Annotated in this window: 27 protein-coding genes and 1 other annotated feature; of the genes, 25 read left to right on the top strand and 2 right to left on the bottom strand. The window is 47.1% G+C overall.

Annotated elements, in window-relative coordinates; all coding sequences use genetic code 11:
* Positions 1-125 precede the first annotated feature (125 nt).
* Positions 126-1,472, top strand: coding sequence for an SPOR domain-containing protein (locus tag AC58UW_RS24605; protein ID WP_497423211.1), 1,347 nt, complete (start codon positions 126-128; stop codon positions 1,470-1,472).
* Positions 1,473-1,530: 58 nt separating this feature from the next.
* Here the strand turns inward: AC58UW_RS24605 and AC58UW_RS24600 are convergent, their stop codons facing one another.
* Positions 1,531-2,769: an N-acetylmuramoyl-L-alanine amidase gene (locus AC58UW_RS24600; protein ID WP_497423210.1), complete on the bottom strand. Its 1,239-nt coding sequence runs from the start codon at positions 2,767-2,769 to the stop codon at positions 1,531-1,533.
* Positions 2,770-2,916: 147 nt separating this feature from the next.
* On the opposite strand from AC58UW_RS24600, the gene AC58UW_RS24595 reads away from it, so the two are divergent.
* From AC58UW_RS24595 to AC58UW_RS24500, 20 genes are all read left to right on the top strand, one after another.
* Positions 2,917-3,159: a DUF4321 domain-containing protein gene (locus AC58UW_RS24595; protein WP_497423209.1), complete on the top strand. Its 243-nt coding sequence runs from the start codon at positions 2,917-2,919 to the stop codon at positions 3,157-3,159.
* Positions 3,160-3,209: 50 nt separating this feature from the next.
* Positions 3,210-3,818: a Maf family protein gene (locus tag AC58UW_RS24590; RefSeq protein ID WP_497423208.1), complete on the top strand. Its 609-nt coding sequence runs from the start codon at positions 3,210-3,212 to the stop codon at positions 3,816-3,818.
* A 97-nt stretch (positions 3,819-3,915) separates the two neighbouring features.
* Positions 3,916-4,368: an RrF2 family transcriptional regulator gene (locus tag AC58UW_RS24585; RefSeq protein WP_497423207.1), complete on the top strand. Its 453-nt coding sequence runs from the start codon at positions 3,916-3,918 to the stop codon at positions 4,366-4,368.
* Between the two features lie 109 nt (positions 4,369-4,477).
* Entirely contained in the window at positions 4,478-5,167 is a 690-nt protein-coding gene (gene radC / locus AC58UW_RS24580) for a RadC family protein (RefSeq protein ID WP_497423206.1), read from the top strand.
* A gap of 35 nt (positions 5,168-5,202) precedes the next feature.
* Positions 5,203-6,237, top strand: coding sequence for a rod shape-determining protein (locus AC58UW_RS24575; protein ID WP_497423205.1), 1,035 nt, complete (start codon positions 5,203-5,205; stop codon positions 6,235-6,237).
* Positions 6,238-6,282: 45 nt separating this feature from the next.
* On the top strand, positions 6,283-7,134 hold the full coding sequence (mreC, locus tag AC58UW_RS24570) for a rod shape-determining protein MreC (protein WP_161410223.1): 852 nt from the start codon (positions 6,283-6,285) through the stop codon (positions 7,132-7,134).
* A gap of 13 nt (positions 7,135-7,147) precedes the next feature.
* A complete protein-coding gene (gene mreD / locus AC58UW_RS24565) occupies positions 7,148-7,675 on the top strand; it encodes a rod shape-determining protein MreD (protein WP_497423204.1) in 528 nt (175 codons plus the stop codon).
* A 72-nt stretch (positions 7,676-7,747) separates the two neighbouring features.
* Complete coding sequence (minC, locus tag AC58UW_RS24560) at positions 7,748-8,407, top strand: septum site-determining protein MinC (RefSeq protein ID WP_477502133.1); 660 nt, start codon at positions 7,748-7,750, stop codon at positions 8,405-8,407.
* A gap of 42 nt (positions 8,408-8,449) precedes the next feature.
* Positions 8,450-9,244: a septum site-determining protein MinD gene (gene minD, locus AC58UW_RS24555; RefSeq protein ID WP_161410220.1), complete on the top strand. Its 795-nt coding sequence runs from the start codon at positions 8,450-8,452 to the stop codon at positions 9,242-9,244.
* Between the two features lie 7 nt (positions 9,245-9,251).
* A complete protein-coding gene (locus AC58UW_RS24550) occupies positions 9,252-10,400 on the top strand; it encodes an FtsW/RodA/SpoVE family cell cycle protein (RefSeq protein ID WP_497423203.1) in 1,149 nt (382 codons plus the stop codon).
* Between the two features lie 174 nt (positions 10,401-10,574).
* The gene (locus tag AC58UW_RS24545) at positions 10,575-11,474 is read left to right on the top strand and encodes a peptidoglycan DD-metalloendopeptidase family protein (protein ID WP_497423202.1); all 900 of its coding nucleotides are present in this window, start codon (positions 10,575-10,577) and stop codon (positions 11,472-11,474) included.
* Positions 11,467-12,342, top strand: a complete 876-nt coding sequence (locus AC58UW_RS24540) for a M50 family metallopeptidase (RefSeq protein WP_497423201.1) — start codon at positions 11,467-11,469, stop codon at positions 12,340-12,342. Before AC58UW_RS24545 ends, AC58UW_RS24540 begins: the two co-directional genes overlap by 8 nt.
* A 23-nt stretch (positions 12,343-12,365) precedes the next feature.
* On the top strand, positions 12,366-13,529 hold the full coding sequence (locus AC58UW_RS24535; protein ID WP_497423200.1) for an Rne/Rng family ribonuclease: 1,164 nt from the start codon (positions 12,366-12,368) through the stop codon (positions 13,527-13,529).
* Positions 13,530-13,582: 53 nt separating this feature from the next.
* Positions 13,583-13,673 (top strand) — a sequence feature (ribosomal protein L21 leader region).
* Between the two features lie 12 nt (positions 13,674-13,685).
* Complete coding sequence (gene rplU / locus AC58UW_RS24530; RefSeq protein ID WP_497423199.1) at positions 13,686-13,997, top strand: 50S ribosomal protein L21; 312 nt, start codon at positions 13,686-13,688, stop codon at positions 13,995-13,997.
* Positions 13,998-14,008: 11 nt separating this feature from the next.
* A complete protein-coding gene (locus tag AC58UW_RS24525) occupies positions 14,009-14,362 on the top strand; it encodes a ribosomal-processing cysteine protease Prp (protein ID WP_497423198.1) in 354 nt (117 codons plus the stop codon).
* 4 nt (positions 14,363-14,366) lie between these two features.
* Complete coding sequence (rpmA, locus tag AC58UW_RS24520) at positions 14,367-14,678, top strand: 50S ribosomal protein L27 (protein WP_145661470.1); 312 nt, start codon at positions 14,367-14,369, stop codon at positions 14,676-14,678.
* 188 nt (positions 14,679-14,866) lie between these two features.
* Entirely contained in the window at positions 14,867-15,622 is a 756-nt protein-coding gene (locus AC58UW_RS24515; RefSeq protein WP_497423197.1) for a Spo0B domain-containing protein, read from the top strand.
* 54 nt (positions 15,623-15,676) lie between these two features.
* Positions 15,677-16,978: a GTPase ObgE gene (gene obgE / locus AC58UW_RS24510; RefSeq protein WP_497423196.1), complete on the top strand. Its 1,302-nt coding sequence runs from the start codon at positions 15,677-15,679 to the stop codon at positions 16,976-16,978.
* 257 nt (positions 16,979-17,235) lie between these two features.
* A complete protein-coding gene (locus AC58UW_RS24505) occupies positions 17,236-18,309 on the top strand; it encodes an anthranilate phosphoribosyltransferase (protein WP_497423195.1) in 1,074 nt (357 codons plus the stop codon).
* Positions 18,310-18,496: 187 nt separating this feature from the next.
* Entirely contained in the window at positions 18,497-19,531 is a 1,035-nt protein-coding gene (locus AC58UW_RS24500) for a C40 family peptidase (RefSeq protein WP_497423194.1), read from the top strand.
* Between the two features lie 41 nt (positions 19,532-19,572).
* On the opposite strand, the gene AC58UW_RS24495 is transcribed toward AC58UW_RS24500, so the two are convergent.
* Positions 19,573-20,112 carry an NUDIX hydrolase gene (locus AC58UW_RS24495; RefSeq protein ID WP_497423193.1) on the bottom strand — a complete coding sequence of 180 codons (540 nt, stop codon included), beginning with the start codon at positions 20,110-20,112 and terminating at the stop codon, positions 19,573-19,575.
* A 157-nt stretch (positions 20,113-20,269) separates the two neighbouring features.
* Here AC58UW_RS24495 and AC58UW_RS24490 point away from each other — a divergent pair, with 157 nt between their 5' ends.
* The 4 genes from AC58UW_RS24490 to pheA are packed head-to-tail and all read left to right on the top strand — an operon-like array spanning position 20,270 to position 23,922.
* On the top strand, positions 20,270-20,731 hold the full coding sequence (locus AC58UW_RS24490; RefSeq protein ID WP_497423305.1) for an ACT domain-containing protein: 462 nt from the start codon (positions 20,270-20,272) through the stop codon (positions 20,729-20,731).
* A gap of 36 nt (positions 20,732-20,767) precedes the next feature.
* Positions 20,768-22,054 (top strand): homoserine dehydrogenase, encoded by a 1,287-nt coding sequence (locus AC58UW_RS24485; RefSeq protein WP_497423192.1) that lies wholly within the window; start codon positions 20,768-20,770, stop codon positions 22,052-22,054.
* A gap of 27 nt (positions 22,055-22,081) precedes the next feature.
* Positions 22,082-23,059: a homoserine kinase gene (gene thrB, locus AC58UW_RS24480; RefSeq protein WP_497423191.1), complete on the top strand. Its 978-nt coding sequence runs from the start codon at positions 22,082-22,084 to the stop codon at positions 23,057-23,059.
* Complete coding sequence (pheA, locus tag AC58UW_RS24475; protein WP_497423190.1) at positions 23,056-23,922, top strand: prephenate dehydratase; 867 nt, start codon at positions 23,056-23,058, stop codon at positions 23,920-23,922. The genes thrB and pheA overlap by 4 nt, the downstream gene beginning before the upstream one ends.
* The last annotated feature ends 162 nt before the right edge of the window (positions 23,923-24,084 follow it).

The raw sequence follows: 24,084 nt of genomic DNA, 5'->3' as shown, positions 1-24,084 counted from the left end.
GGAGGCGGTCTTTTTTTGTTCAACCAAACATATTTCAATTCTCTCAATCATAATCTAGTAACAGAAGATTTGGACAAGATGACGGCGGGTCCGTTTCCAAATACATTTGATGAGGAGTGAATTGAATGAGTAAAGCAAGAATCACGTATCGTTTTGACTCCAAGGAGCCGGCAGAATCCACGCGTAAAGCCTCGCGCGTTCCGAGTCCTGAAGAAAAGGTGATTCCACTCTATCAGGAAGAGTATAAAGTAGTAACGAATTCTCCCGATAACCGGCAAAACTCAGAGGAAATAACCTCCTATCAACAAGCTGAGAGAGAGCAAGTAGAAAGCCTATTTGAACCGCATGCGCTGAATACGTTTACCACGGATTTCGGCAACTGGAATAGCCAGATTGAGACGGAAGGTGAAAGAGTCGAACGAATTATTCGCGAGTCTCAGGCCATTCGGGAACAACAAGTGATCAGAGAGGTTCCGGTTGAAAGGCCGGAGCCGATGACAGAGCGGAATCGCGATGAATGGTCGAGCTGGACGCAAAAGGGTCCTTTTATAGAACCGGAAATAGGGCCAAGATATGCCAAGTCAAGCGGCACGCCTTGGATTCGCATTGCAACCTCGGTAGCAGGGGCTGTCGTGACGGGGGTTGCTTTCGGATTTTTTGTTCTCTCTATGTTTTCACCAACCGACCGCACCCCGACAGACACAGCATCCGTCAAGAATACAATTGCTGTTCCTTCAGCAAACGTAGCGGCTGTTCCATCCAAAGCACCTGGCGGAGCTACAAAAACGGGTGCCGATCAAGCAACCGGCCTTCCAGTGGCCGCTGCTGCTGTAACATCGGTCCAGATTCCGGCTAAATCTTACACGTTCCTGCAAAATGGGGTGTTCAGCTCCTTGAAGGGAGCTCAAGCCATCCAGGATACGCTGAAGAAGAAAGGCTTGGCGTCCGCACTGGACAGTTCGGATAAGCCCACGGTTTTTGTAGGGTTTGCTAATACCAAAGATGACGCCACCACGCTTAGACAGCAAGTCCAAACTGTAGATAAAACGATTGAAGTGTATATCAAAAGTTTAGACATCCCGGCAGCGACAGGAATCCGTTGGGGCGGTCAAAAACCCGATTCGGTGCCTGCTTTCCTAGCAGAAGGAAATAAGCTTGTGAATACGATTAATGAATTAGCTCTTATTCATCTAGCTGAAACGAAGCCGAGCGCGCTTTCAGATAGTTCTCTGCAAACGATTCACGCTTCGCATCAATCGCTAACAACGATATCTACGTCGCTTAATGAAGGCTTAAGCGATGACTCGAAGCCTATCGTGCAAAAGATGACGTCCTCCTTGAACAGCGCCGTGCAATCGATGGATGAGTATAAGAAAAGTCCTTCCACAGCAATGCTCTGGCAAGCTCAAACCTCTATGATGCAGTACATTCTTGCACAGAAAGACCTGCTCAAGAAAATAAGCGTATCATAACCATAAAAAAGCAGGTGTCTTCAGAGCTCATCAGAGCTTATGAAGACACCTGCTTTTTTTATTTTGCGTAGTAGCGGTCCAACAAGGCAGCAATTTCTGCGCGTGTCATCGTTTGCTCCGGTTTGAACGAAGTATCTGTGATTCCGTTAATAATGCCTTTCTGTTTCAGTGCATAAATGGCTTTGGCGCTCCACAAGTCTGCTGGCACATCGTCAAATGTTACCTTAGGCGCCGGGCTTTGCCCACCGCTTGTTGCTGACAGTTGGATGAGGCGGTCGAAGAGATAAGCGACCTCACCACGGGTGATCGGTTGTTCAGGGCGAATCGTTCCATCGGCATAGCCTTGGAGCAGATTTAATTTTTGCGCCTTAGCGAAAACGGGGCTTGCCCAGTAAGAAGCAGGCAGGTCTTTGTACGTTCGGTCAGCCGTCTGGCAGCTGTAAACGGCTGAGGTGACGGTTCCACTTGGCGTACAAGCCGTTGCTAGTTTGTCGAATGAAAATACCCGATCCATCAGTGTGAGGAATTCCGCTCTTTTCAAAGCGCGATCCGGTTCATACCGATTGGCGATTCCGTCAATGATGCCTTTATTTTTCATGCGAAGAATGGATTCTCTTGCCCAATGCCCTAGGGAATCTGTGAATAAAGGTGGCGTATAACCTGCAATTCCGTTTGCAATACCAACAGCCATTTTGGAACGTATGGCGTCACTCGCGAGCAAAGCTGCATCGCTGGATTGGCTTAGAAACGCAGTTTCCACGAGAATACTTGGAATGCTGCCCATTCGAGCTACGTAAACCGCGCTTGGGACTAAGCCTAGATTTTTGGTACCTGCTGCGGAAACCAAAGAATCCAAAACGTGCTGGGCCAAATCTTTGCTGTAAGGTGTCAATTGTTTCATTTTCTCGCTTGCGGGATAATCCTCTTGGGGGTATTCGTTGTCATAGTAAAGCACCATGCTGCCTTTGGTAGTGCCGTTCGGATGCGCATTAGCGTGGACCGATACGAATAAATCGGCTTGCAAGGCATCCGTGAAATTCACGCGTTCAGCGAGTGACCAGTACGTGTCATCGGTTCTTGTCATGACGACCTCGTAACCTCGCTTCGTTAGCTCGTCCCGCAGCTTTTGCGTGATGTCGAGGTTGACATCTTTTTCTTTCAAACCATTCACGCCTGAGGCACCGGGATCGCTCCCGCCATGTCCGGCATCGAGAACAATTTTGTACGCAAAAGCTTGATAAGGAAATGCTACCGTAAGTATAAAGGTGAGCAGAATAAGTCTTTTAAGTAAAGTCATAGTTGAAATAACCTCCGATAATCTATCTTACTAGGATCAGCTAAGGATGTAAGCAGGTAAGAATCACCATCTAGCTACATTTTTCATGGAAAAAAATAGAGTGTGCCCGTATAATAGGGCTTGTACATAGAAGAGAGGATGACAGCGATGAAAAAAGGCACTTTTACATTAGTCATATTTTTAATCATCGGATTGATAACCGGTATTATAGTCGGCCAGCTGCTGGCTCCTGTGCCTGCTCTATCTTTTTTAACCAAATCGGTCTCGATTACTTGGGATCCAAAGGCAGATCTGCAAGTTGTGAAATATGAGCTGCATCTTCTGGTGAAACTAAATTTGTGCAGTATTCTTGGATTAGTAGGGGCTTTCCTCCTGTATCGCAAGCTGTAATCGGCATTAAATCCTATTCGGACATTATCCTAAGCTAGGAGTTGTTTCTTTTGAGTAAATCACCAAACCATGAGCAAAGATTAATTCTTGCTTCATCCTCGCCGCGGAGGCAGGAGCTGATTCAAGGACTTGGACTACCCTATATCATTCGTGTGAGTGACGCGGATGAGACCGTAGAAGGGAAAATTACTCCTTCAGAACTAGTAGAAGTTTTATCCATACGTAAGGCGTCAACGGTACGCGAGATGCTGGAGTCCAGTGAGAAACACGGAATTATAATAGGTTCTGATACGGTCGTTGTTCTTCAAAATGAGGTTCTTGGAAAGCCCGTTGATGAAGAGGACTCCTTCCGGATGTTGAAAGGTCTGCAAGGAACGACGCATCAGGTGTACAGCGGCGTAGCTTGCATTGACGCTGCTACCGGGCAGCATGTGGTTTCGCATAGCGTAACGAATGTGAAAATGAAAGCTATGTCTGACGAGCAAATTCGTCGATACATTGCGACTGGGGAGCCTAAGGATAAAGCAGGCTCATATGCGATTCAAGGGATTGGAGCCACAATTGTTGCATCGATTGAAGGGGACTATTTTACCGTCGTCGGCTTACCGCTTTCCCTGCTTAGTGATTTGCTGTTAAACTTCGAGATTCAAGTCCTTTAATCTCTCCTTCTAATCGTTCACACATTGACTGTGCAATCTGTAACGGTTACAATGACAGTAAGCGACACAACTTCGCATTCATCAGGGAGGATTGGCCATGAACAGCGAATTTACAATAGCCGTCCATAGTCTCGTATTTCTTGCGAATTTGCCTGATCATATGGCAACCAGTGAAGAAATTGCTACGAATGTATCCACACATTCTGCTCGTATACGCAAAGTTATGGGCTTTCTGCGAAAAGCAGGTTACGTTTCAACCAAAGAAGGCATCGGGGGCGGATTCATTCTCTGCCGCAATCCGAATGATGTGACGCTCGGTGAAATTTACCGGTTAACCTGTCACGGTTCTTTGAAGCCAAGCTGGTGCTCCGGCGATGAGAAAAACAACGATTGTATGATTTCATCCAAAATGGATAAGTTGATGGGCAACGTTTTCGCTGACGCCGAGAAACAGATGGAATTGTACTTCGATGGTTATACCATCGGCGGTATGCTGGAACGAATCAAAGCGTATGGATGCCCAGAATTGAATAATGAGCAGTTATCCTAGAAGCCCTCGGATCTTACAATCCGGGGGTTTTGTGCCGTTTTAAGACCCTTATCGCTATGAATGGGATACGGATAAGTAACACAACCTACAGATGGAAAGAGGGGAATTGATGGAAGTTACAAGTTTAATGCTGCGGGAAGTGCCTTCGGAGGAAAGACCTAGAGAGCGAATGCTCCAATATGGAGCTGGGGCGTTAAGCCATGCTGAGCTTTTGGCGATTATTCTTCGAACAGGAACGGTCTCGGAGTCAGCGGTACGTCTGGCAAGCCGCATCTTAAGTGAATCCGGAGGATTGCGCAGCCTTGTGGATATGAGCAAAGATCAGCTTACAGAGATCAAAGGCATTGGTGATGCCAAAGCGCTGCAAATTCTAGCTGGTATCGAGCTCGGGCGCCGAATTGCCAAAAGCACATTCTCGGAGCGGATTACGATTCGTTCACCGAAGGATATCGCTAATTTAATGAGCGAGGAGCTTCGATATTTGCAAAAGGAGCATTTCGTTTGTTTATTTTTGAATACGAAAAACCATGTGCTCGCGCAAGAAACTCTCTCCATGGGCAGCTTGAACGCGTCCATCGTCCATCCTCGCGAAGTTTTCCGTGCAGCAATAAAAAGAAGCAGTGCGTCCATTGTTTGTGTACATAATCATCCTAGTGGAGATCCCACACCAAGTCCGGAAGATATACAGCTAACCCACCGATTGGTGGAAGCAGGAACTATTATTGGTATTGAAGTGTTGGATCATGTTATCATAGGTGATCAGAGATTCATAAGTTTGAAGGAAGAAGGCTTTATGTAATATAATAGGTTGGCAATAGGAAAGGAGTAACTGCCATGTTTGGAGGCTTTACGAAAGATCTAGGGATTGATTTGGGTACAGCGAATACACTGGTTTATGTAAAAGGCAGAGGAATAATCGTTAGAGAACCGTCGGTGGTTGCTCTACGTACGGATACGAAAACAATCGAGGCTGTCGGAGACGCAGCCAAAAAAATGATCGGCCGCACACCTGGCAACATTCGTGCGATTCGCCCGATGAAAGACGGCGTTATTGCTGATTTTGAAACAACGGCAACGATGATTCGTTATTTTTTGAGACAGGCTCAAAAACAGCGTTGGTTATTCCAACGTCACCCTAATGTGATGGTTTGTGTGCCTTCTGGCATCACGGCCGTAGAGAAACGTGCGGTGGAAGATGCAACGAAACAGGCTGGAGCGCGTGAGGCCTATACGATTGAAGAGCCGTTTGCGGCAGCGATCGGCGCAGATCTTCCTGTTTGGGAACCAACCGGAAGCATGGTCGTCGATATCGGAGGGGGAACCACAGAGGTAGCGGTTATCTCTCTTGGAGGCATTGTAACGAGCCGTTCCATCCGAATTGCTGGTGATGAAATGGACGAGGCTATCATTCAATACATTAAACGTACATACAATCTGATGATTGGGGAACGTACATCTGAGACGCTCAAGATGGAGATCGGTTCTGCACTTCCTATGGAGAAGCCGGAGACACTAGAAATCCGTGGACGTGATCTTGTTTCCGGTTTGCCGAAGACCATGAGCGTAACCTCTGATGAGATTACAGAATCATTGACGGATACGGTTAATGCGATCGTTGAAGCCGTGAAAGTCACGCTAGAGAAATGTCCGCCCGAATTATCAGCGGATATTATGGATCGCGGGATTGTGTTAACCGGCGGCGGCGGTTTATTGCGCAACTTGGATCGCTTGCTTGCCAGAGAGACCGGCATGCCCGTTCTAGTTGCAGAGAATCCGCTTGATTGCGTGGCGATTGGGACAGGCCGCGCCCTGGAAAATATTCATCTATTTAAAAATAAATCAGGTTCAGGTTCGCGATATAAGCGTTAATATTCGTCAGAATTTCGTTAGAAGGTGCTCATTTTGTTCAAATTCATGGGAAACAAGAGGCTGATTTTCCTGATGTTCGGTTTAGTCTGCTTCTTTATATTGATGGGATTAACGCTGGGAAACCGGGGACCGATGACATGGCCGGAGAAATTTGTCAAAGACTCGGTATCGTGGACGCAAGGACTCTTCTACAAGCCCGCTGCGCAGGTAGCGGGTTTCTTTGAAGACATTCGGCAGCTTCGAGTCATCTATGAAGAAAATAAGACTCTGAAACTGACCTTGACGCAGTATGCGCGAGATACACAGCGTCTGAATGAGCTGGAATCGCAAAACAAGCGCCTGATGGAAAGCCTGGGCTTTACAGAACGACAGCGCCAAGCCAACGTGTACACGTATCGGATTGCTGAGGTTGTTACCGTGGATAACGATCCGTACAACAGCACAGTGACGATTAATTTAGGCGACAAGGACGGCATCAAAGAGAATATGGCGGTCATGACCGTCGACGGATTAGTCGGCAGAGTGAGTAAAGTGTTCGGCTTTCATTCTAATGTGCAACTGTTGAAAGAGATCACAGACTCCGATAACAACTCCAAAGCGATTGCTGTCACCGTCAAAGGCAATGAAAGTCAACCATTCGGCATGATTGAGTCCTATGACAGCAATACCGGGGAACTCGTGATGAACAAAGTGGAACATGCGGACGACATGAAAGTCGGGGATACGATTATTACATCAGGTTTGGGGCAAGTATTCCCTAAGGGAATTGAAGTTGGGACTATCTCTTCCATCGGCCCAGGGGAATTCGGGATCACCTACAAAGTTATGGTGAAGCCCAAAGCTTCGTTTAACCGTATTCGCGAAGTGTTCGTAGTCGAAGTTCCGGAAGTGAAATGAGGTGAGCCGTTACGTGACTCGACATTTGCTGTGGCTCATTCTGTTAGGCTTGTTTATCCTGCAAGGCACCATTGTGGTTTGGCTGATCCCATCCGCATGGCAAGCTAGCGTGCATGTTACCCCCCATTTTACACTGGTCTTTATCTTGTTCATCGGACTTTTTCATCATCGACATTCTGCACTGATCTATGGGCTTTTGTTTGGTCTTCTGCATGATTTTAACTATTATGGGTCGATGCTCGGCGTTTACTCCTTCGGAATGGGACTCACGGGGTATTTGGCAGGACTGGCGCAGCGCAGGCAGCCTAACCTCATCTTTTATAATTTGCTCATTACAGGCGTCGGTCTGCTGTTATTTGAGTTCATCGATTATGGCATTAACCGCTTGTTTAAGCTCATTGACATTGAGATGAAATTTGCTCTCACCCATTACATGCTCCCGAGTGTGCTTTTTAATTTGCTTTTCGCCTTGATTTGCTACGTACCGATTCGCAAGCTGCTTGAAGGAAAGCGGATCGTACCTGCGAATACCGAAGATTAATTTTCCAGGCGGTTAGCAGGAGAATCCACGACAAGAGCCGAAATGTATAGGTTGGGAGGTCGTCATTCTATTATGTCTGTAGCTAAGCACCATGTGATGATAAAAGGGGTCAAAGATGGCCTTGTTTTTTTACTAAACGATGCATGCGATTGGCAAGATTTGCTGAAAGAGCTGCAGCATAAGCTGGAGAAAACCCATCAGCAGATACTGACCGGACCGATTATTCATGTGCACGTTAAATTAGGCAGCAGGGAAGCAACCGAGGAGCAGAAAGAAGAAATCAGATCTGTCATTAAGCAAAAGGGCAATCTGTTGATTCAATCGATCGAAAGTGAACCTCGTAAGGAAGTTGTCATAGAGCCTGCTGCAAGAATGTCAACACTTAAAGGCATGATTCGTTCGGGACAAACCCTCCATCACGAGGGGGATTTACTATATTTAGGCGATGTTAATCCAGGCGGAACAATTACCTCTACCGGGAACATTTATATTATGGGCTCGCTTCGCGGCATGGCGCATGCCGGAATTGACGGTGATGATAAAGCGATTATTGCCGCTTCTCATATGCGTCCGACCCAATTACGGATCGCTGGAATTATTAGCCGTTCTCCGGATGAATGGGGAATTGAAGAAGCTTTTATGGAGTTTGCTTATGTAAAAGATGGTAAAATGGAAATCGATAAGCTTCATCAGCTTCATCGGATTTGGCCTGATTCGAATTTGAAATTATAGACTTATATACGTTATAGAAAATAGCGCGTGGGGTGAGAACATATGGGAGAGGCAATCGTTGTTACTTCGGGAAAAGGCGGCGTTGGCAAAACAACGACTTCAGCAAATCTTGGAACAGCATTGGCGCTTTTAGGAAAAAAAGTATGCATGGTGGACACCGACATTGGCCTGCGCAATTTGGATGTTGTTATGGGACTCGAGAATCGGATCATTTATGACCTTGTGGATGTCGCGGAAGGACGCTGCCGTTTACCGCAAGCCTTAATCAAAGATAAGCGCTTCGATGAGCTGTACCTGTTGCCTGCTGCGCAGACGAAGGACAAGCACGCGGTATCGCCGGAGCAAGTGAGAGATATTATTCTTGAGCTCAAAAAAGATTTCGAATTCGTCATCATTGACTGCCCGGCAGGCATTGAACAAGGCTTCAAGAATGCGGTAGCAGGCGCAGACAAAGCAATCGTTGTAACGACCCCGGAGAACGCTGCTGTACGTGATGCCGACCGCATTATCGGACTGCTCGAGAATGAGAAAATTTCTTCGCCGAAGCTTATCATTAACCGAATTCGTCCGATGATGATGAAAAAAGGCGAGATGCTGGACATTGACGAAATCTGTTCCGTGCTGGCAATTGATTTACTCGGCATCGTGCCAGATGACGAGCATGTCATTAAGGCGGCCAATGCAGGTGAGCCGACCGTGATGAACCCATCATCCCGCGCTGCAATTGCTTATCGTAACGTGGCGCGCCGGATCTTAGGCGACACGGTGCCTCTCATGCAGCTCGAAGACAAGACTGGCTGGGTAAAACGTATGAAAAAGTTTATTGGAATAGGATGATCGTGCTGTGCTTGCAAAACTGAAAAACATCGATATTCCTATTGTTGTCATTTTGTTCGCCTTCATGGTTATCAGTACGATGACGGTCTACAGTGCATCGGTGGATCATCCGTCAATTGTCATCTCGGTTTCCAAAATTCTTATTCTCTATGCCGTCGGATTAGTTGGATTTCTAGCCTGCAGCCTCTTTGATTATCGGGTGCTTATAAGAATTGCCCCGTTTTTGTACGGTATCGGCATTGTATCCTTGATTGCTGTTTATTTTTTTGGGAAAAAAATTCATGGCGCACGCGGTTGGTTTGAACTTCCGGGAGGCTTGACCTTCCAGCCTGCGGAGCTTGTGAAGCTGATTCTGATCGTTTGCGTGACAGCGCTTCTGGCCAGACGCGGCGGAGAGCTGTTACAGATCAAAAATGATTTAATCCCCGTATGCGCGGCTGTTCTGCTACCATTTATTCTCGTTTTGATTCAGCCGGACTTGGGGAATGCGATTATTTTTGTTATTATCCTGCTCGGTATGCTTTGGATCGGCAATATTAAATACACGCATGTCTTGCTCAGTATTGTGATATTAGCAGGGGTAGGTTTCCTACTCCTCACTCTGTACAAGACGTTTCACGATAGTTTGTTTGAGGTGCTCAAAGGGTACGGCTTCAGCCACTGGATGGACCGTATCGACACCTACTTATATCCGCAAGATGTGACGGAAGATGATAGCTATCAAGTGAAAAATGCGATTAGAGCCATTGGTTCAGGCGGTCTCGAAGGCGAAGGCTTTCTTAAGGGGACTTCGGTCCACAGTAACTTTATTCCTTTTGCTTATTCGGATTCCATCTTTGTTGTGGTGGGGGAAGAATTCGGCTTTAGGGGTTCAGCAGTTCTGCTGCTTATCTATTTCTTGCTTATCTACCGCATGATTCTGATCTCCATTCAAAGTACGCAGCTTAGTGGAGCTTATATCGTGGTTGGTGTTGTCTCCATGTTCGTCTTTCAAATTTTTGAAAATGTAGGCATGATGATTGGCATTATGCCGTTAACGGGAATCACCCTTCCTTTTGTTAGCTATGGGGGAACCTCCCTCTTGATCAATATGCTTTCGCTTGGTCTAGTTATGAGCGTGAAGCTGCATCAAGAACGTGAACCGGAATTGTTTTAAAATGATTAGCTCCTGACCGTTGGTCAGGGGCTTTTTTCTGCCCGTTCCGAGGCGTTTCTCTGCGGATTATCACATAATCTTGTCCTTCTTCTCATAGGCTGTACTATGCGAGTTTAGCTAGTACGACGATATGAAGATTGTTTTCCAGAAGGAGAACATTTGGGAGGGGCTTCCATGGAAGTCAGAGATAAAGTGAAACAACGGCGATTAGAACGGCTTCGCCATTTGCGCGAAGCATCTGAGCATGCGAACGTCAACGGGAGCCCCGCAAAAGCAACCAGAATGATGGAACACGTGCCTGTACCGCCCCGGCAGCAGCAAGTGGAGCTGCCGCTTTATGTGGACGCGGACTGGAAACGGCGTATGGAAGATCCGGAATACGCTTGGCAGCAGAAAATATTGATGGACAAGACGCTGAGCGGCGGCGGACCACCGGCTGATGGGGAGAGAGGACTGTTTGCACCTCCTTCGCCACGTAAAATAGCGGTCAAGCTGCTGGTTAGCTGTGTGCTGTTTGCCTCCTTGTACGGCATGTTTCAAGTGAACCAGCCATGGGCGAATAAAGGCAAGCAGTTCGTTGCCGCCTCGTTAACTCAGTCTTATGATTTCACCGCGTTATCGGCTTGGTATACGAATCAATTCGGGGGCTCGCCTTCCTTCATTCCAAGTTTTAATCGTGTAGGGGACGAAGCCGTAAAGGTAAGTACTTCAAAGCGGACTCTGTATGCTCCTGTGAAAGGGAGTATCATCAAGCCCTTCGACGGGACCAATCAACTTGGCGTCACGCTTAATACGGCGGAGTATGCGCCTGTTTATGCGCTAGACACGGGACAAGTCATTTTCTCCGGGGTTTCGGCTGAAACGGGTACAACGGTTATCATACGCCACCCAGGAGGGATGCAGTCCCTGTATGGGGGGTTAAGCGAGGTTAGCGTAGAAGTGGGGGACTGGATGAAGGTGGGTGAACCCGTCGGCAAGACCTCCAAGAAAGATCCGGCAAAAGGCACGCTTTATGTTGCGTTTACGAGAGATGGCCGCCCTGTCAACCCAACGGATGTGATCTCCTTTGATTAAATTGGCTGGAACGACGTATCGGTTTCACCCTTTATTTACAATCATCTTAATTGGTTCTGCCTTTACAGGCTATTTTCTTGAGGCTATTACCTTATTCGGCATCGTACTCATTCATGAACTCGGTCATCTGGCGGCTGCAAACGGTTTTGGCTGGCGGGTGAAGGAGGTCCAACTGCTCCCCTTCGGTGGTGTGCTGGTAGTAGATGAACTAGGAAGTGTACCGACCTGGGAAGAGCTCGTGGTTGCTTTAGCCGGTCCGCTGCAGCATGTATGGCTGATTATTCTGGCGCTTCTTATGAAATGGCTGGAGGTTGGGACAGCGAGTTGGTGGGATTATTTTATCGAAGCTAACGTCATGATTGGGTTGTTCAATCTCCTTCCGGTCATGCCGCTGGACGGCGGTAAAGTGATGCAGTCCTTATTAGGGTATTTATTGTCTTACCATAACACGATTTTATATTCGGTTTGGATATCCATGTTCTTAAGTTTTGCCATCATTGTTATGGCCATTTTACAGTTGATTAGCGGGCAGCTTCCGCTGAATATATTAGTGATTGGCATCTTTCTTCTTGTGTCAAATTGGTACGCATACCGGCAGCTGCCCTATCACTTTTTTCGCTTTCTGATTGGCCGCGGGAGCCGGATAAGCCTGCTGCTGAGCCGTGGCACATTGGCTCAGCCGATCGTCATCACGAAGCAACGGACGATGGCCGATACTTTGAAGCTTTTTATGCGGGAAAAATACCATTTAATTTACATTGTCAACGAGGCAGGACGCATTCAAGCTATATTGCCTGAGCAGCAGCTGGTGAGCGGATATTTGGATGGAAAAAAACCGGGGAGTGCAGTTTCCGATCTTTTCATGTAAAATAACTGGTGAGGTGAACGTGTATGAAGCAACTTATAATTCACTGCGCACCGGAGCTTACACAAGCGGCATTGTTGGAAGAAAGTCGCCTTGTTGAGTATGATTCGCAGTATCCGCTTGATTCCCAAAGAGCAGGCAGCATCTACATGGGTCGCATCGTCAATGTACTCCCCGGCATGCAGGCGGCATTTATCGATATTGGACTTGCAAAAAATGCCTTTCTTTATATAGACGATCTCCTCCCTGTCCATTTGGACAAGCAACCTAAGATTAAACCTTCTATAACAGAGCTTGCTGAAGTAGGGCAGACACTTATGGTACAAGTGTCCAAGGACCCGCAAGGTACCAAAGGTGCAAGAGTAACGACACATGTTTCTATTCCTGGCCGCTGGATCGTGTACATGCCAGGTGCTGATTACATTGCAATCTCCCGCAAAATTGACTTAGAAGCTGAAAGACAGCGCCTCAAGCAGCTAGCGGAAGGAAGCTTACTCCCCGGTGAAGGCGTTATCCTGCGTACGGGCTCGCTTGGTCAGAGTGAAGAAGCGATCCGTGACGATTTGCAAAATTTGCGTGATTTGTGGCAAATGATTCAATCCAAAGCACAGGGAGCAGAGGCTCCGACGCAGCTTTATCAAGATCTTGATCTTTTACCTCGATTAGCCCGAGACGTTATTACTTCGGAAGTGAATGAAGTTTGGCTCAATGATTCCAAAGTGTTCGAAGAGATGAGACAACTGCTTCGCAAACAGCATCCGAGTTGGCGGGGACGCATCGCCTTATACGACCGGAAGACTCCGCTGTTCGATCACTTTGGCGTAACAGAAGAGTTGAGTGTAAGCTTCAGACGGAAGATTTGGCTCCCGAGCGGCGGATACCTAATCATTGATCAGACCGAAGCGCTGACCGTTATTGATGTAAACACAGGCAGATATACCGGATCCATTAATTTAGAGCAGACAGTCACCGATATTAATCGTGAAGCCGCAAGTGAGATTCCAAGGCTTCTGCGTCTTCGGAATATTAGAGGCATTATTATTGTTGATTTTATTGATATGGTTTCAGAAGTAAACCGTGCGGCGGTTATGGAGAATATTACGCAGGCTGTGCGAAAGGATCGTTCCAAAACGATAATCGTTGGATGGACGAAGCTAGGCTTGCTGGAAATGACCCGAAAACGCAAATAAAATATTGCATATCAAAATGTTTCTGTGATATAATAATCGGAGTGTGTTGTTTAGGCATGCTGTAACCGCGCGAAACGGGTTGAAGTACGGTGTTTGGATTTTCATCCAGGCCGTCACCTGGACAAGGCGAGTCTGAGACATGAGGAGGTCATGAAAATGTACGCAGTTATTGAAACAGGTGGTAAACAGTACAAAGTTCAAGAGGGCGATGTTCTTTACATCGAGAAATTGAACGCAGCTGAAGGTGAAGTTGTTTCTTTTGATCGTGTGCTTATGGTATCCAACGAGAGCGGCGTAGTTGTAGGTGCTCCATTGGTATCTGGTGCTGCAGTTTCCGCGAAAGTGGAGAAACACGGCAAAGGCGCGAAAGTTATCGTGTATAAGTACAAACCGAAAAAGAACTACCACAAAAAGCAAGGTCATCGTCAACCATACACAAGAGTTGTAGTTGAGAAAATCCAAGCGTAAGAGGCGAGCTTATGATCTACGTGACCATAAAGCGTCTAGTACCGGATTCACCTCAAATTGTATCTTTTGTAGTGGAAGGCCATGCTGAATTTGACGTACCAGGCAAAGACTTAGTCTGTGCTGCAGTATCGGCGGTTACGTTCGGTACATATAATTCGATTGAATCCTTAACAGGTGTGATTCCTATTCACGAGATGGAACGGGGCTTTATGGATATTACGATACCAGATAGCGCTCGGACTGCATCGGAGAAATGGAACCAAATCCAAGTGATTCTGGAATCGATGGTCGTCATGCTACAAACCATTGCAGACAATTACGGTGACTATATAACGATTGAAACAATCTATAACAAAGGAGGATAACATCATGTTGAAATTGGATCTCCAGTTTTTCGCTTCCAAGAAGGGTGTAGGTTCCACGAAGAACGGACGTGACTCCCACTCTAAGCGTCTTGGCGCTAAACGTGCAGACGGTCAAACCGTTACTGCAGGAAGCATTCTCTATCGCCAACGCGGTACGAAAATTCACCCAGGAACGAACGTAGGTATTGGTTCGGATGACACACTTTTCGCTTTAGTTCAAGGCGTAGTGAAATTCGAGCGTTTTGGCCGCGATCGCAAAAAAGTGAGTGTATACCCAGTTGATGTAGCTCCTGTGGCTGCAGCTCTAGAAGCGTAATGAGAATCCCTGGCGAGCGATAAGCCCGTCAGGGATTTTTTCCTAATATGAAGCAAACCTCTAAACGTGGTCACTCATTGTGGATGGCCAAGGGCAGAGGTTTTCTCATTTGTTTGGTGACGTTTGCAAGATGGCCATGCTATACTGGATAAACGGTTACAAAGCGGGGAGAACGGAGCGGACGAGGAATGAAACGAGTGAGCAGCGCACAGGTTTATTTATTGGCACTTGTGCTCATTGGGTTAACGGGAATGTTATTTGTTGAGCCTTGGATTGTCAGGGTGGCATTACTCCTAATCATCGTCATTTGCGGTTACACAGCTTTTAAATTGCAGGAAAGCAGCGTTCAAGAGAAACGGAACCAAGAGCTTCGGGAGCAAGAAGAGCTTGCTCAGAAAAGTTTGATACAAGTCATCAACAGATTGCGTCATGATTGGATGAACGATACCCAGATTTTATTTGGTTATATTCAGCTGAAGAAGTTTGATAATTTACAGCCTTATATGGAAAAAATAAAAATGACTATGCAGCAGGAAAGCAATCTCTCCAAGCTGGGTATCCCCTCTTTAATTGCTTACTTGCTGTTGTTCCGAGTGCAGTCAAAGTCCTTAGAGCTCGAAGTTGCCTTAGACGAAGAGATCAATTTGGGACAGGTTCCTGTGCGAGGCGGACTGATTGAAAGATTAGTAAGGCAAACGGTTGAATGCGTGCAAGCGCATGCGGCAACAGGTGACGATGAGAGCGGCAAACTAAGCTTGGAATTCGAGCTTCAAGAAGATGGCTTACTGCTTGATTTCGTATATCAAGGTCCCTATCAGAAGGACCAGCTTGAACATGCAGTGAAGGAAATGCTGCGCTCCCATACACATTCATTTTCACTAGAGAATAGCGATTGGCAAGAGGAAGAAGCGGTTATTACAGTACGACTGCCGTTTCTTACATAATAGAGGGATCTTGGACTTTAAAGACCAAAGTCTCATCTTAGTTGAGGTGTAGAAATGTTTGTAGATAAAGCGAAGGTTTTTGTAAAAGGCGGCGACGGCGGCGATGGTTTAGTCGCGTTCCGGCGTGAGAAATATGTACCGGAAGGCGGTCCCGCCGGTGGTGATGGAGGCAATGGCGGCGATGTGGTATTTCGTGTCGACGAGGGTCTCCGTACACTAATGGATTTCCGCTATCAGAAGCATTTTAAGGCTGATCGCGGCGAAAAAGGACGTAATAAGTCCATGCACGGCGCTAACGCGGAGGACATGATCGTCCGCATCCCGCCGGGTACGACCGTTATCGACGATGATACGCAAGAAATCATCGCGGACTTGACGCGTCATGGCCAGGAAGTCGTTGTTGCCAAAGGCGGACGCGGCGGTCGGGGCAACACTCGTTTCGTCACACAGCGCATTACAGCGCCTGAGATTGCCGAGAACGGCGAGGAAGGTATAGAGCGCTGGGTTGTGCTGGAGATGAAAGTGATGGCCGACGTCGGCTTGGTCGGCTTCCCTAGCGTAGGGAAATCTACGCTGCTATCCGTTGTTTCGGCGGCAAAGCCCAAAATTGCAGCGTACCATTTTACAACCCTTACCCCGAACCTTGGGGTTGTCGATGTTGGTGACGGACGCAGCTTCGTCATGGCGGACCTTCCTGGTTTGATCGAAGGCGCACACGAAGGCGTGGGTCTTGGTCATGAGTTCCTACGTCACGTTGAACGGACGCGAGTTATCGTGCATGTCGTGGATATGTCCGCAGCAGATGGACGCGATCCTTATCAAGATTTCCTAATGATCAATGAGGAAATAAAGTTATATAACGCTAAATTGGAACAGCGCCCGCAAATCGTTGTTGCTAATAAAATGGACATGCCGGAGTCCGAGGATAATCTTGCCTTGTTCAAGGAGCAGCTTGCTGCTGACGGCAGAGAGCTCGAGGTGTATCCAATCTCGGCTTTAACCCGCGGCGGTGTGCAAGAGCTTCTCTATAAGATTTCTGACATCGTAGAAAGCATTCCACAAGCACCTGAAGTGGAAGGCGTAGCAGAGAAAGAAGAACGTAAAGTGTATCGCTTCGAGAAGCAAGAGGAGAACGATTACACGATTCGTCGCGTAAACGATGTCTTCGTGATCGAAAGTCCTTCGATTGAGAAGTTGATCAAACGTACGAACTTCAGCACGCAGGATGGCGTTGCGCGTTTTGCTCGCATTTTGCGGAACATGGGGATCGATCAAGATTTGCGCAGCCGTGGTGCTGTGCATGGACAGACGATTCAGATTGGTGATTTCGATTTTGAGTTTGATGAAAAGAGCTAATAGAAACACTCATCCTTTGGGATGGGTGTTTTTTGTTGTTTCTAAGACATCCTCACGAAAGTCGGGTTAGTTTTGATGTCAATGTGGCTTTTGATATAGGAAGTAACTACCATTTACGTTATGAAAGTCCTGATTAATGTCACAATACTTGACATATAAAATGGAAAGTATTACGATTTCCTTATACAAATACTTAACATGTTATTAAATATAACATAAATTGAAGGCTGAAGCTCATTAAGGAAGGAGGATGAACGATGAAACGATGGATTCAAGCCATAGGCTCGGGTCAGCAGGGGACCACGCGTGATCTAACATACGAAGAAGCTTTAGAAGCAGCGCATGAGATGGCCAATGGGGACTCTACAGACGCGCAATGTGCAGCTTTCTTGATGGCGCTTTGCATGAAAGGTGAAGCAGATGAAGAGATGAGAGCATTTATTGACGTTTTCCGCAGTTATTCCTTGAATTATCATCCGTTTGCGGATTCACTCAATTGTGCAGGCCCTACGGAAGGCCGTCAATTTTTTCCTATTACGCTACCAGTTAGTCTCTTGCTCGCCTCGGTAGGTTTCTCTCAAGTGCTGCACGGAGGAGATTCTATCCCTTCAAGACAGGGAACAGCTATGCAAGAAATTCTGGAAAGCTTCGGCGTTGCCATGGATTTATCAGCAAAAGCATGGGAGACCATGCTGTTTCACTTGCACATTGGATTCCTGCACACCGATCAACTCTGTCCACCGCTCGGAAAGCTGAAACAGGTTCGAGAGCAGATAGGGCTGCGTACGGTTATTGATATGATTGAGAAAGTGATGAATCCTGTACAGTCCATGAATATGATTATTGGCGTCAATCAGCGGAAAACGATGGAGTCGCTCATTCCGATTTCTATGAGATCCGGCGTACAAAGTATATATCTTGTGAACGGTATCGAAGGCTCCGAGGATTTGCCGATTTATCAAAACAGCACAATCCGCATTGTTACCCCTTGGGGAGACGAGTCGCGAATGGTAGAACCGCAGAAATTCGGCTTTCTGAGCGGGCCCCTGCAGCCCATGGATAAGGCTGAACAGCTCTCGTCGCTGCGCCGTATTATTGGCGGTGAGAATTCTGAGGAGCTGAAGCGGGAGCGTGATCATGTTATTTTTAACGCAGGACTGCGATTGACATGGTTCGATAAGGTTGGAAGCTATGAGGAAGGCTTTCAATTAGCGGAGTCTTTACTGCAAAGGAGAGAGGCTCAGAAGGTGATGCAAAAATGGGTGGACCAGAGTCATCGTTTCACGTTACAAGATTATCCGAACAATGATTCCTCTGCAAAAATTGGCTAGAAAGACCACTCTGTATGCTGTTAATCCGGCAAAGATGGTCTTTTTTTGTTGGTACCCTCTGAAACAAGCCTCCCCATGCGAAATGATATGACAGGCAGCGTCTTTCGGTGTCGGATAACCTGGCATAAGCAAGATCACGAAAGTCGGTGTACAACGTGAAAAGCAGAACGCTAAGGAGGCATACAGCATGAAAAAACAAATACTCACCCTAGCGCTGATTCCAGCACTTATGTTTGGCGCAGTTACTGTCCCATTACCCAAAGAGGCTTCGGCTGCTACTTCAACCGGGCAAATTATAAGTTCCGTCAGTTTACGTCAAGGTGCAGATGTGGATGCCGCACGTATTCGTTACTTAAAACCAGGCGAGAAAGTGACCATCTTGTCCAAAGTGAACAATTGGTGGTATAAAGTAAGAGCATCCGATGGTCGGGAAGGTTATATAAGCACCGATTCCAAATACATAAAAACTTCAGGCGTGACAACGCCAGATGGTTCCAACAATAACGGTGGCTCTAACAGCGGGTCAACGACAACCGGACAAATCGTAAGCTCCGTCAGTTTACGCCAAGGTGCAAGTACGGATGCTGCACGTATTCGTTACTTGAAGGCAGGCGAGAAAGTGACCATCTTGTCTAAAGTGAACAGTTATTGGTACAAAGTAAGAGCATCCGATGGTCAGGAAGGTTATATAAGCACATCTACCAAATACATAAAAACTTCAGGCGTTACACCGCCGCCAGGAGATTCGAACAATAACGGTGGTACAAGCGGCGGATCGGTTAGTGAAAAAGCGCAAAAAGTGATTGCTGCTGGTAAAAAATATTTAGGAACGCCTTATGAATACGGCTCTAGTCGTGATAATACCAATACGTTTGACTGCTCAGACTTCGTTCGACAGGCTTTCTTGGATGGTATTGGCTTAAGGCTGCCGGGCGACTCCAGAGGGCAAGGGAGTTATGTGAAATCACTTGGTAACGCCAAAACCGATTGGCATGATTTGAAACCTGGTGATCTCATGTTTTTCATGGCTTACAAAGGGACAAGCGAGTCGAATTACAGCGGTATCAATAAATCGAATCAAACGATCTCACACGTGGCCATATACTTAGGCAATGGACAGATTTTATCAACGTATTCAAAGGAAAGCGGCGGAGTTCGCATAGATTCCTTTGAAAATCGTCACTGGGAGTATCGCTTCTTGTATGGCGGAAGTGCCCTTTAAAGTTCAAAAAGCAGACTTCGAGAAATCGAAGTCTGCTTTTTTTATACTTCCATAGGATCAACGAATGGATGCCAATGAATGGTGGGTAAGTTACTTTGTTCATTAACGCCAGCAGAGCCGATCCAGGGGGTTGTGGTAGGTCCAGTTACTAAATAATGCTCGAGCAAACTGCGGAAAATAAACGGAAGAGGACGCTCTAGAACAAGATCTTTAGGAACCCAATGCAGTTCACCTTCAGGGGTGGTGATGCGGGGATTCACGTCGGTGGAGCCGACGTAGAAAAATTGCTGCCGCACTTCTTGTCCATTTAAACGCAGTAAAATATACTGCAAGCGCAGCCCTTGGATTTCATCATGTTCGATGCCAGTCTCCTCCCATATTTCACGTAAACAGGCGGCACGCGGGTTATTCAGTTCATCTGGCTCCAAATGGCCCCCGATAGCTGCCCACAGTCCTGGGGACAGTGTGCGCGTTAAAGAGCGTTTCATCATTAGTAGTTCATTCTGGCTGTTCCATAGGAGGACGGTAGACATCATACGCAATGTAATCATGGTGGCGATCCCTTTCTTTTTCTTGTACACTCAGCTTAGCACAAGTAAACTAGCTCCTGCAAAGAAGCTAGTTTAAGAGTAATTTGCCTATTGCTTCAGTCTCCTTAATTCGATATAATGTCCTCTATAGGTAAACAATAGTCTTTCTAGAGAGGACGGTAAGTTCGTGCCGGAAAGCAAAGAGTTTATGCAGACGATCAAGCACACCGGTCCTGAGAGGTACTACTTAGTCCGGGAAGATATTTTGCCAGAAGGTGTACTGAAGACGATACAGGCCAAAGAGCTGCTGGCTCGGGGTGAAGTGAAGACCATTCATGATGCTGTTGAACAGGTTGGGCTTAGCCGAAGCGCTTTTTATAAGTACAAGGATGGTATTCATTCGTTAAGTAAGCTGGAAAGAGAGCGCATCGTAACGATTTCGATGGATTTGGAGCATCGGTCAGGAATTTTGTCCCGTGTTCTAGCGCTTATCGCTAACTTGGAAGGTAATGTACTTACGATTCACCAGACGATTCCACTGCAAGGGATGGCGAACGTCGTCATTTCGGTTGAAACCTCAACGATGGGGGAAGAGATTCGTCAAATTTTGGACCGGCTTCAATCGCAAGAAGGAGTTAAGCGTGCCATGATTATCGGTCAGGGCAGTTAAGATAGAATAATACTATTCATCGGGAGGACGAAAGAAATGAAACCGATCAAGGTTGGGTTACTTGGACTAGGCACAGTAGGAACAGGTGTCGTACGTATTATTGAAGGACATCAAGAGGATTTACAGCGTCAAACGGGCTCTGTGATCGAAATTTCCAAAATTTTGGTACAAGATAAATCAAAGCTTCGCAACATTTCCGTGGACGCAGACAAGCTGACCGAGAACGTTTGGGATGTAATCAGCGATAGTGACATTGATGTTGTTGTTGAAGTAATGGGTGGCGTTTCCGGTACGAAAGATCATATTCTAACGGCTCTGGGCAATGGGAAACACATTGTTACGGCGAATAAGGATCTCATGGCTATGCACGGTGCTGAAATTTTGGCGAAAGCAGCTGAGCACGGCTGCGACGTTTTCTATGAAGCAAGCGTTGCCGGCGGTATTCCGATCATTCGTGCACTCGTAGAGGGCTTCTCTTCTGACCGTATTACGAAGATCATGGGGATTGTTAACGGAACAACGAACTATATTTTGACCAAAATGAGCCAAGAAGGCGCTGCGTATGCTGACGTTCTGAAAGAAGCTCAGGCGCTTGGTTATGCAGAATCTGATCCGACTTCCGACGTTGAAGGTCTTGACGCTGCTCGCAAAATGACGATTCTTTCCACGCTTGGCTTCCATGCCAATGTTGCCCTAAGCGATGTTGAAGCGAAAGGAATATCTTCAGTAACGAAAGAGGACATTCAGTACGGGAAGAAATTAGGGTATGAAGTGAAATTGCTTGGTATCGCTGAAAATCATGATGGGCATATCTCAGTGAGCGTTCAACCTACGATGGTGAAGAGCTCCCATCCGCTTGCTTCCGTTAACGGCGTGTTCAATGCTGTGTACGTGACAGGCGAAGCGGTTGGCGAGACGATGTTCTACGGGGCTGGCGCAGGCGAGCTGCCTACTGCAACATCTGTTGTAGCCGATTTGGTTGCCGTTGGGCGGAACTTAAAGCTTGGTGTGAATGGACGCAGGGTACTTGCTCCTTATAAGGAGAAGAAGCTGAAAACGGATGAGCAAATTGCTTGCAAAAACTTCATTCTTTTGCACGTTGAAGATAAAGCGGGTGTACTTGCACAAATTACGCAAATTTTTGCTGAGCATGAAGTTAGCTTGGAATCCGTTTTCCAACATCCCAATAAGCACAATCCCAAAGCTGAAATTATCATCATTACGCATGACGCCAACCAAGCCAGCATGAAAAATGTGCTGAAACAGTTTGAATCCATGGACGTTATTCACGCCATCAAAAGCGTCTACCGCGTTGAAGGCTAATCTATTGAAAAGAGGCGCAATTTCGAAATGAGTTATAAGGCAGTGCAAAAGGTAAGAGTGAAAGTGCCGGCAAGTACGGCAAACTTAGGTCCTGGCTTTGACTCACTGGGGATGGCCTTGAATTTATATGCCTGGATTGATATGGCCATCTCGGAGCAAACAACGATTGATTTGATCGGTGATCAAATGCACGGGATTCCAACGGACAAGACGAACCTCATTTATAAAGTCGCGCAAATGGTATTTCAAGAAGCAGGCGTTTCCCACCCAGAGCTGTACATCTCGATGTACAGCGATATTCCGCTAACTCGCGGACTGGGCAGCAGCGCGTCAGCGATTGTTGGCGCCCTGGCTGGCGCGAATGCCCTGATTGGTAATAAGCTCACAGAATATGAGCTGTTCCAAATCGCAAGCCGCCTTGAGAAGCACCCTGACAATGTAGGGGCAAGCCTTTTTGGCGGCATTGTGGTGGCGTTCTGGGACGGAGAGAAGGCAGAATCCATTCGGATCGAGCCGGACCCGAATTTGGAGGTGCTGGTGGCGATCCCAGCCTTCCAGCTTGCTACAGAGAAGGCGAGAGGCGTCATGCCGAAGGTGGTACCGATGAAGGATGCGGTGTTCAACCTCAGCCATTCATCTCTGCTAGTTGCCGCGCTAATCACAGGCAACCTGGGGATGATTCGTCATGCCATGAAGGACGCGCTGCATCAGCCCTACCGCGCGGCGCTCATTCCCGGCATGAAGACGCTGCTTGAGCAAGCCGAGAATCACGGCGCGCTTGGGGTTGCGCTTAGCGGAGCGGGGCCGACCATGCTTGCGCTAGTGGATCAGCGAAGCGGCCGCAAGACGGAGCTGGAAGGCTTTTTGAAAGAGACGCTGGCTAAGGAAGGCATCGACGCCCAGACGTTGTGGTTAAAGCCAAGCCGTGAAGGGGTAACAACGACTTCGCTGCAGGAAAGTGACGGGGATCTCCAGTCTTTCGTCGAAAAGGAGGTTCTTGCATGAAGCGAGTTGCGATTCTTGGACCCAGCACCTTTTCGGAAGAGGCTACCCGCCATTTTTTGGGCGAAGACGACTTCACGTACGTTTCTTATAAATTAATTTCTGAAGTATTCAACGCGACTTCGTCCGGTGAAACGGATCTTGGCGTTATCCCTATCGAAAATACACTCGAAGGCTCTGTTCATCTACATGTGGACTGGCTCGTTCATGAAGTGGATCTTCCGATTCGGGCGGAATGGGTGTTCCCCATTGATATGAACCTCATCGGATACGCGAGTACTGAGGGCCAGATGGATGATTCCAACCCTTTCGGATATATTCGCAAGGTACTGTCTCATCACGTCGTACCTGCACAGTGCAGCCGTTTTATGAGGCGGTATTTAAGCGGTGCAGAGTTTGAACAAGTCAGTTCTACAGCAGAAGGTGTACGCATTGTTTCTTCTCTGCAGGACCCGTCGGTGGCTGCCATTGGAACAGCCATTGCTTCTACGAATTATGGTGTGCCTATGCTGCAAAAAGAAATTCAGGATCACAAAGACAACATGACGCGCTTCTTGCTGGTCGGCAAGGAAGCTTCCGAACTGAAACCTTCGGAAGACATGAAGACGACGATACTGGTCACGCTGCCGGAAGATTTCCCAGGCGCTCTTCACCAGGTGCTCTCGGCTTTCGCATGGCGGAGAATCAATCTTTCCAAAATTGAGTCCAAGCCAACGAAGAAGAAATTGGGTACTTATTATTTTTATATTGATATTGCGGGCTCTTTGGACTCCGTTCTGCTCCCGTCAGCGATTCAAGAGATTGAAGCGATTGGGTGTCAGGTCCGCATATTAGGCTGTTATCCTAGCTATTCGTATACGAATTAATTCGAAGATTCCTCCGGCTTTCAAGCGAGGGCACTGAAAAAGTCCACTTACAAAAAAGGTACAGACCTTCAGAAATGAAGGAGGCTGTACCTTTTTTGCCGAATTAGTAAGGTATCATGAAAAGCGGGTGAGAGCTGATGATTCGGCAACAACAAACCTTGG

Source organism: Paenibacillus sp. J22R160 (genome assembly GCF_059692135.1).
The sequence above is the reverse complement of the archived record's forward strand: the minus strand, read 5'-3'. Positions and strand labels throughout refer to the sequence as shown.

What these genes read in the sequence shown, in the direction of transcription:
- mreC (WP_161410223.1), top strand. Translation starts at nt 6,283, where the DNA reads ATGGGAAACAAGAGGCTGATTTTCCTGATGTTCGGTTTAGTCTGCTTC.
- AC58UW_RS24605 (WP_497423211.1), top strand. Translation starts at nt 126, where the DNA reads ATGAGTAAAGCAAGAATCACGTATCGTTTTGACTCCAAGGAGCCGGCA.
- AC58UW_RS24535 (WP_497423200.1), top strand. Translation starts at nt 12,366, where the DNA reads ATGAAGCAACTTATAATTCACTGCGCACCGGAGCTTACACAAGCGGCA.
- obgE (WP_497423196.1), top strand. Translation starts at nt 15,677, where the DNA reads ATGTTTGTAGATAAAGCGAAGGTTTTTGTAAAAGGCGGCGACGGCGGC.
- minD (WP_161410220.1), top strand. Translation starts at nt 8,450, where the DNA reads ATGGGAGAGGCAATCGTTGTTACTTCGGGAAAAGGCGGCGTTGGCAAA.
- AC58UW_RS24545 (WP_497423202.1), top strand. Translation starts at nt 10,575, where the DNA reads ATGGAAGTCAGAGATAAAGTGAAACAACGGCGATTAGAACGGCTTCGC.
- radC (WP_497423206.1), top strand. Translation starts at nt 4,478, where the DNA reads ATGGAAGTTACAAGTTTAATGCTGCGGGAAGTGCCTTCGGAGGAAAGA.
- AC58UW_RS24600 (WP_497423210.1), bottom strand. Translation starts at nt 2,769, where the DNA reads ATGACTTTACTTAAAAGACTTATTCTGCTCACCTTTATACTTACGGTA.
- AC58UW_RS24585 (WP_497423207.1), top strand. Translation starts at nt 3,916, where the DNA reads ATGAACAGCGAATTTACAATAGCCGTCCATAGTCTCGTATTTCTTGCG.
- AC58UW_RS24575 (WP_497423205.1), top strand. Translation starts at nt 5,203, where the DNA reads ATGTTTGGAGGCTTTACGAAAGATCTAGGGATTGATTTGGGTACAGCG.
- AC58UW_RS24490 (WP_497423305.1), top strand. Translation starts at nt 20,270, where the DNA reads ATGCAGACGATCAAGCACACCGGTCCTGAGAGGTACTACTTAGTCCGG.
- rpmA (WP_145661470.1), top strand. Translation starts at nt 14,367, where the DNA reads ATGTTGAAATTGGATCTCCAGTTTTTCGCTTCCAAGAAGGGTGTAGGT.
- AC58UW_RS24505 (WP_497423195.1), top strand. Translation starts at nt 17,236, where the DNA reads ATGAAACGATGGATTCAAGCCATAGGCTCGGGTCAGCAGGGGACCACG.
- pheA (WP_497423190.1), top strand. Translation starts at nt 23,056, where the DNA reads ATGAAGCGAGTTGCGATTCTTGGACCCAGCACCTTTTCGGAAGAGGCT.
- thrB (WP_497423191.1), top strand. Translation starts at nt 22,082, where the DNA reads ATGAGTTATAAGGCAGTGCAAAAGGTAAGAGTGAAAGTGCCGGCAAGT.
- AC58UW_RS24595 (WP_497423209.1), top strand. Translation starts at nt 2,917, where the DNA reads ATGAAAAAAGGCACTTTTACATTAGTCATATTTTTAATCATCGGATTG.
- AC58UW_RS24525 (WP_497423198.1), top strand. Translation starts at nt 14,009, where the DNA reads ATGATCTACGTGACCATAAAGCGTCTAGTACCGGATTCACCTCAAATT.
- AC58UW_RS24515 (WP_497423197.1), top strand. Translation starts at nt 14,867, where the DNA reads ATGAAACGAGTGAGCAGCGCACAGGTTTATTTATTGGCACTTGTGCTC.
- AC58UW_RS24500 (WP_497423194.1), top strand. Translation starts at nt 18,497, where the DNA reads ATGAAAAAACAAATACTCACCCTAGCGCTGATTCCAGCACTTATGTTT.
- AC58UW_RS24485 (WP_497423192.1), top strand. Translation starts at nt 20,768, where the DNA reads ATGAAACCGATCAAGGTTGGGTTACTTGGACTAGGCACAGTAGGAACA.
- minC (WP_477502133.1), top strand. Translation starts at nt 7,748, where the DNA reads ATGTCTGTAGCTAAGCACCATGTGATGATAAAAGGGGTCAAAGATGGC.
- rplU (WP_497423199.1), top strand. Translation starts at nt 13,686, where the DNA reads ATGTACGCAGTTATTGAAACAGGTGGTAAACAGTACAAAGTTCAAGAG.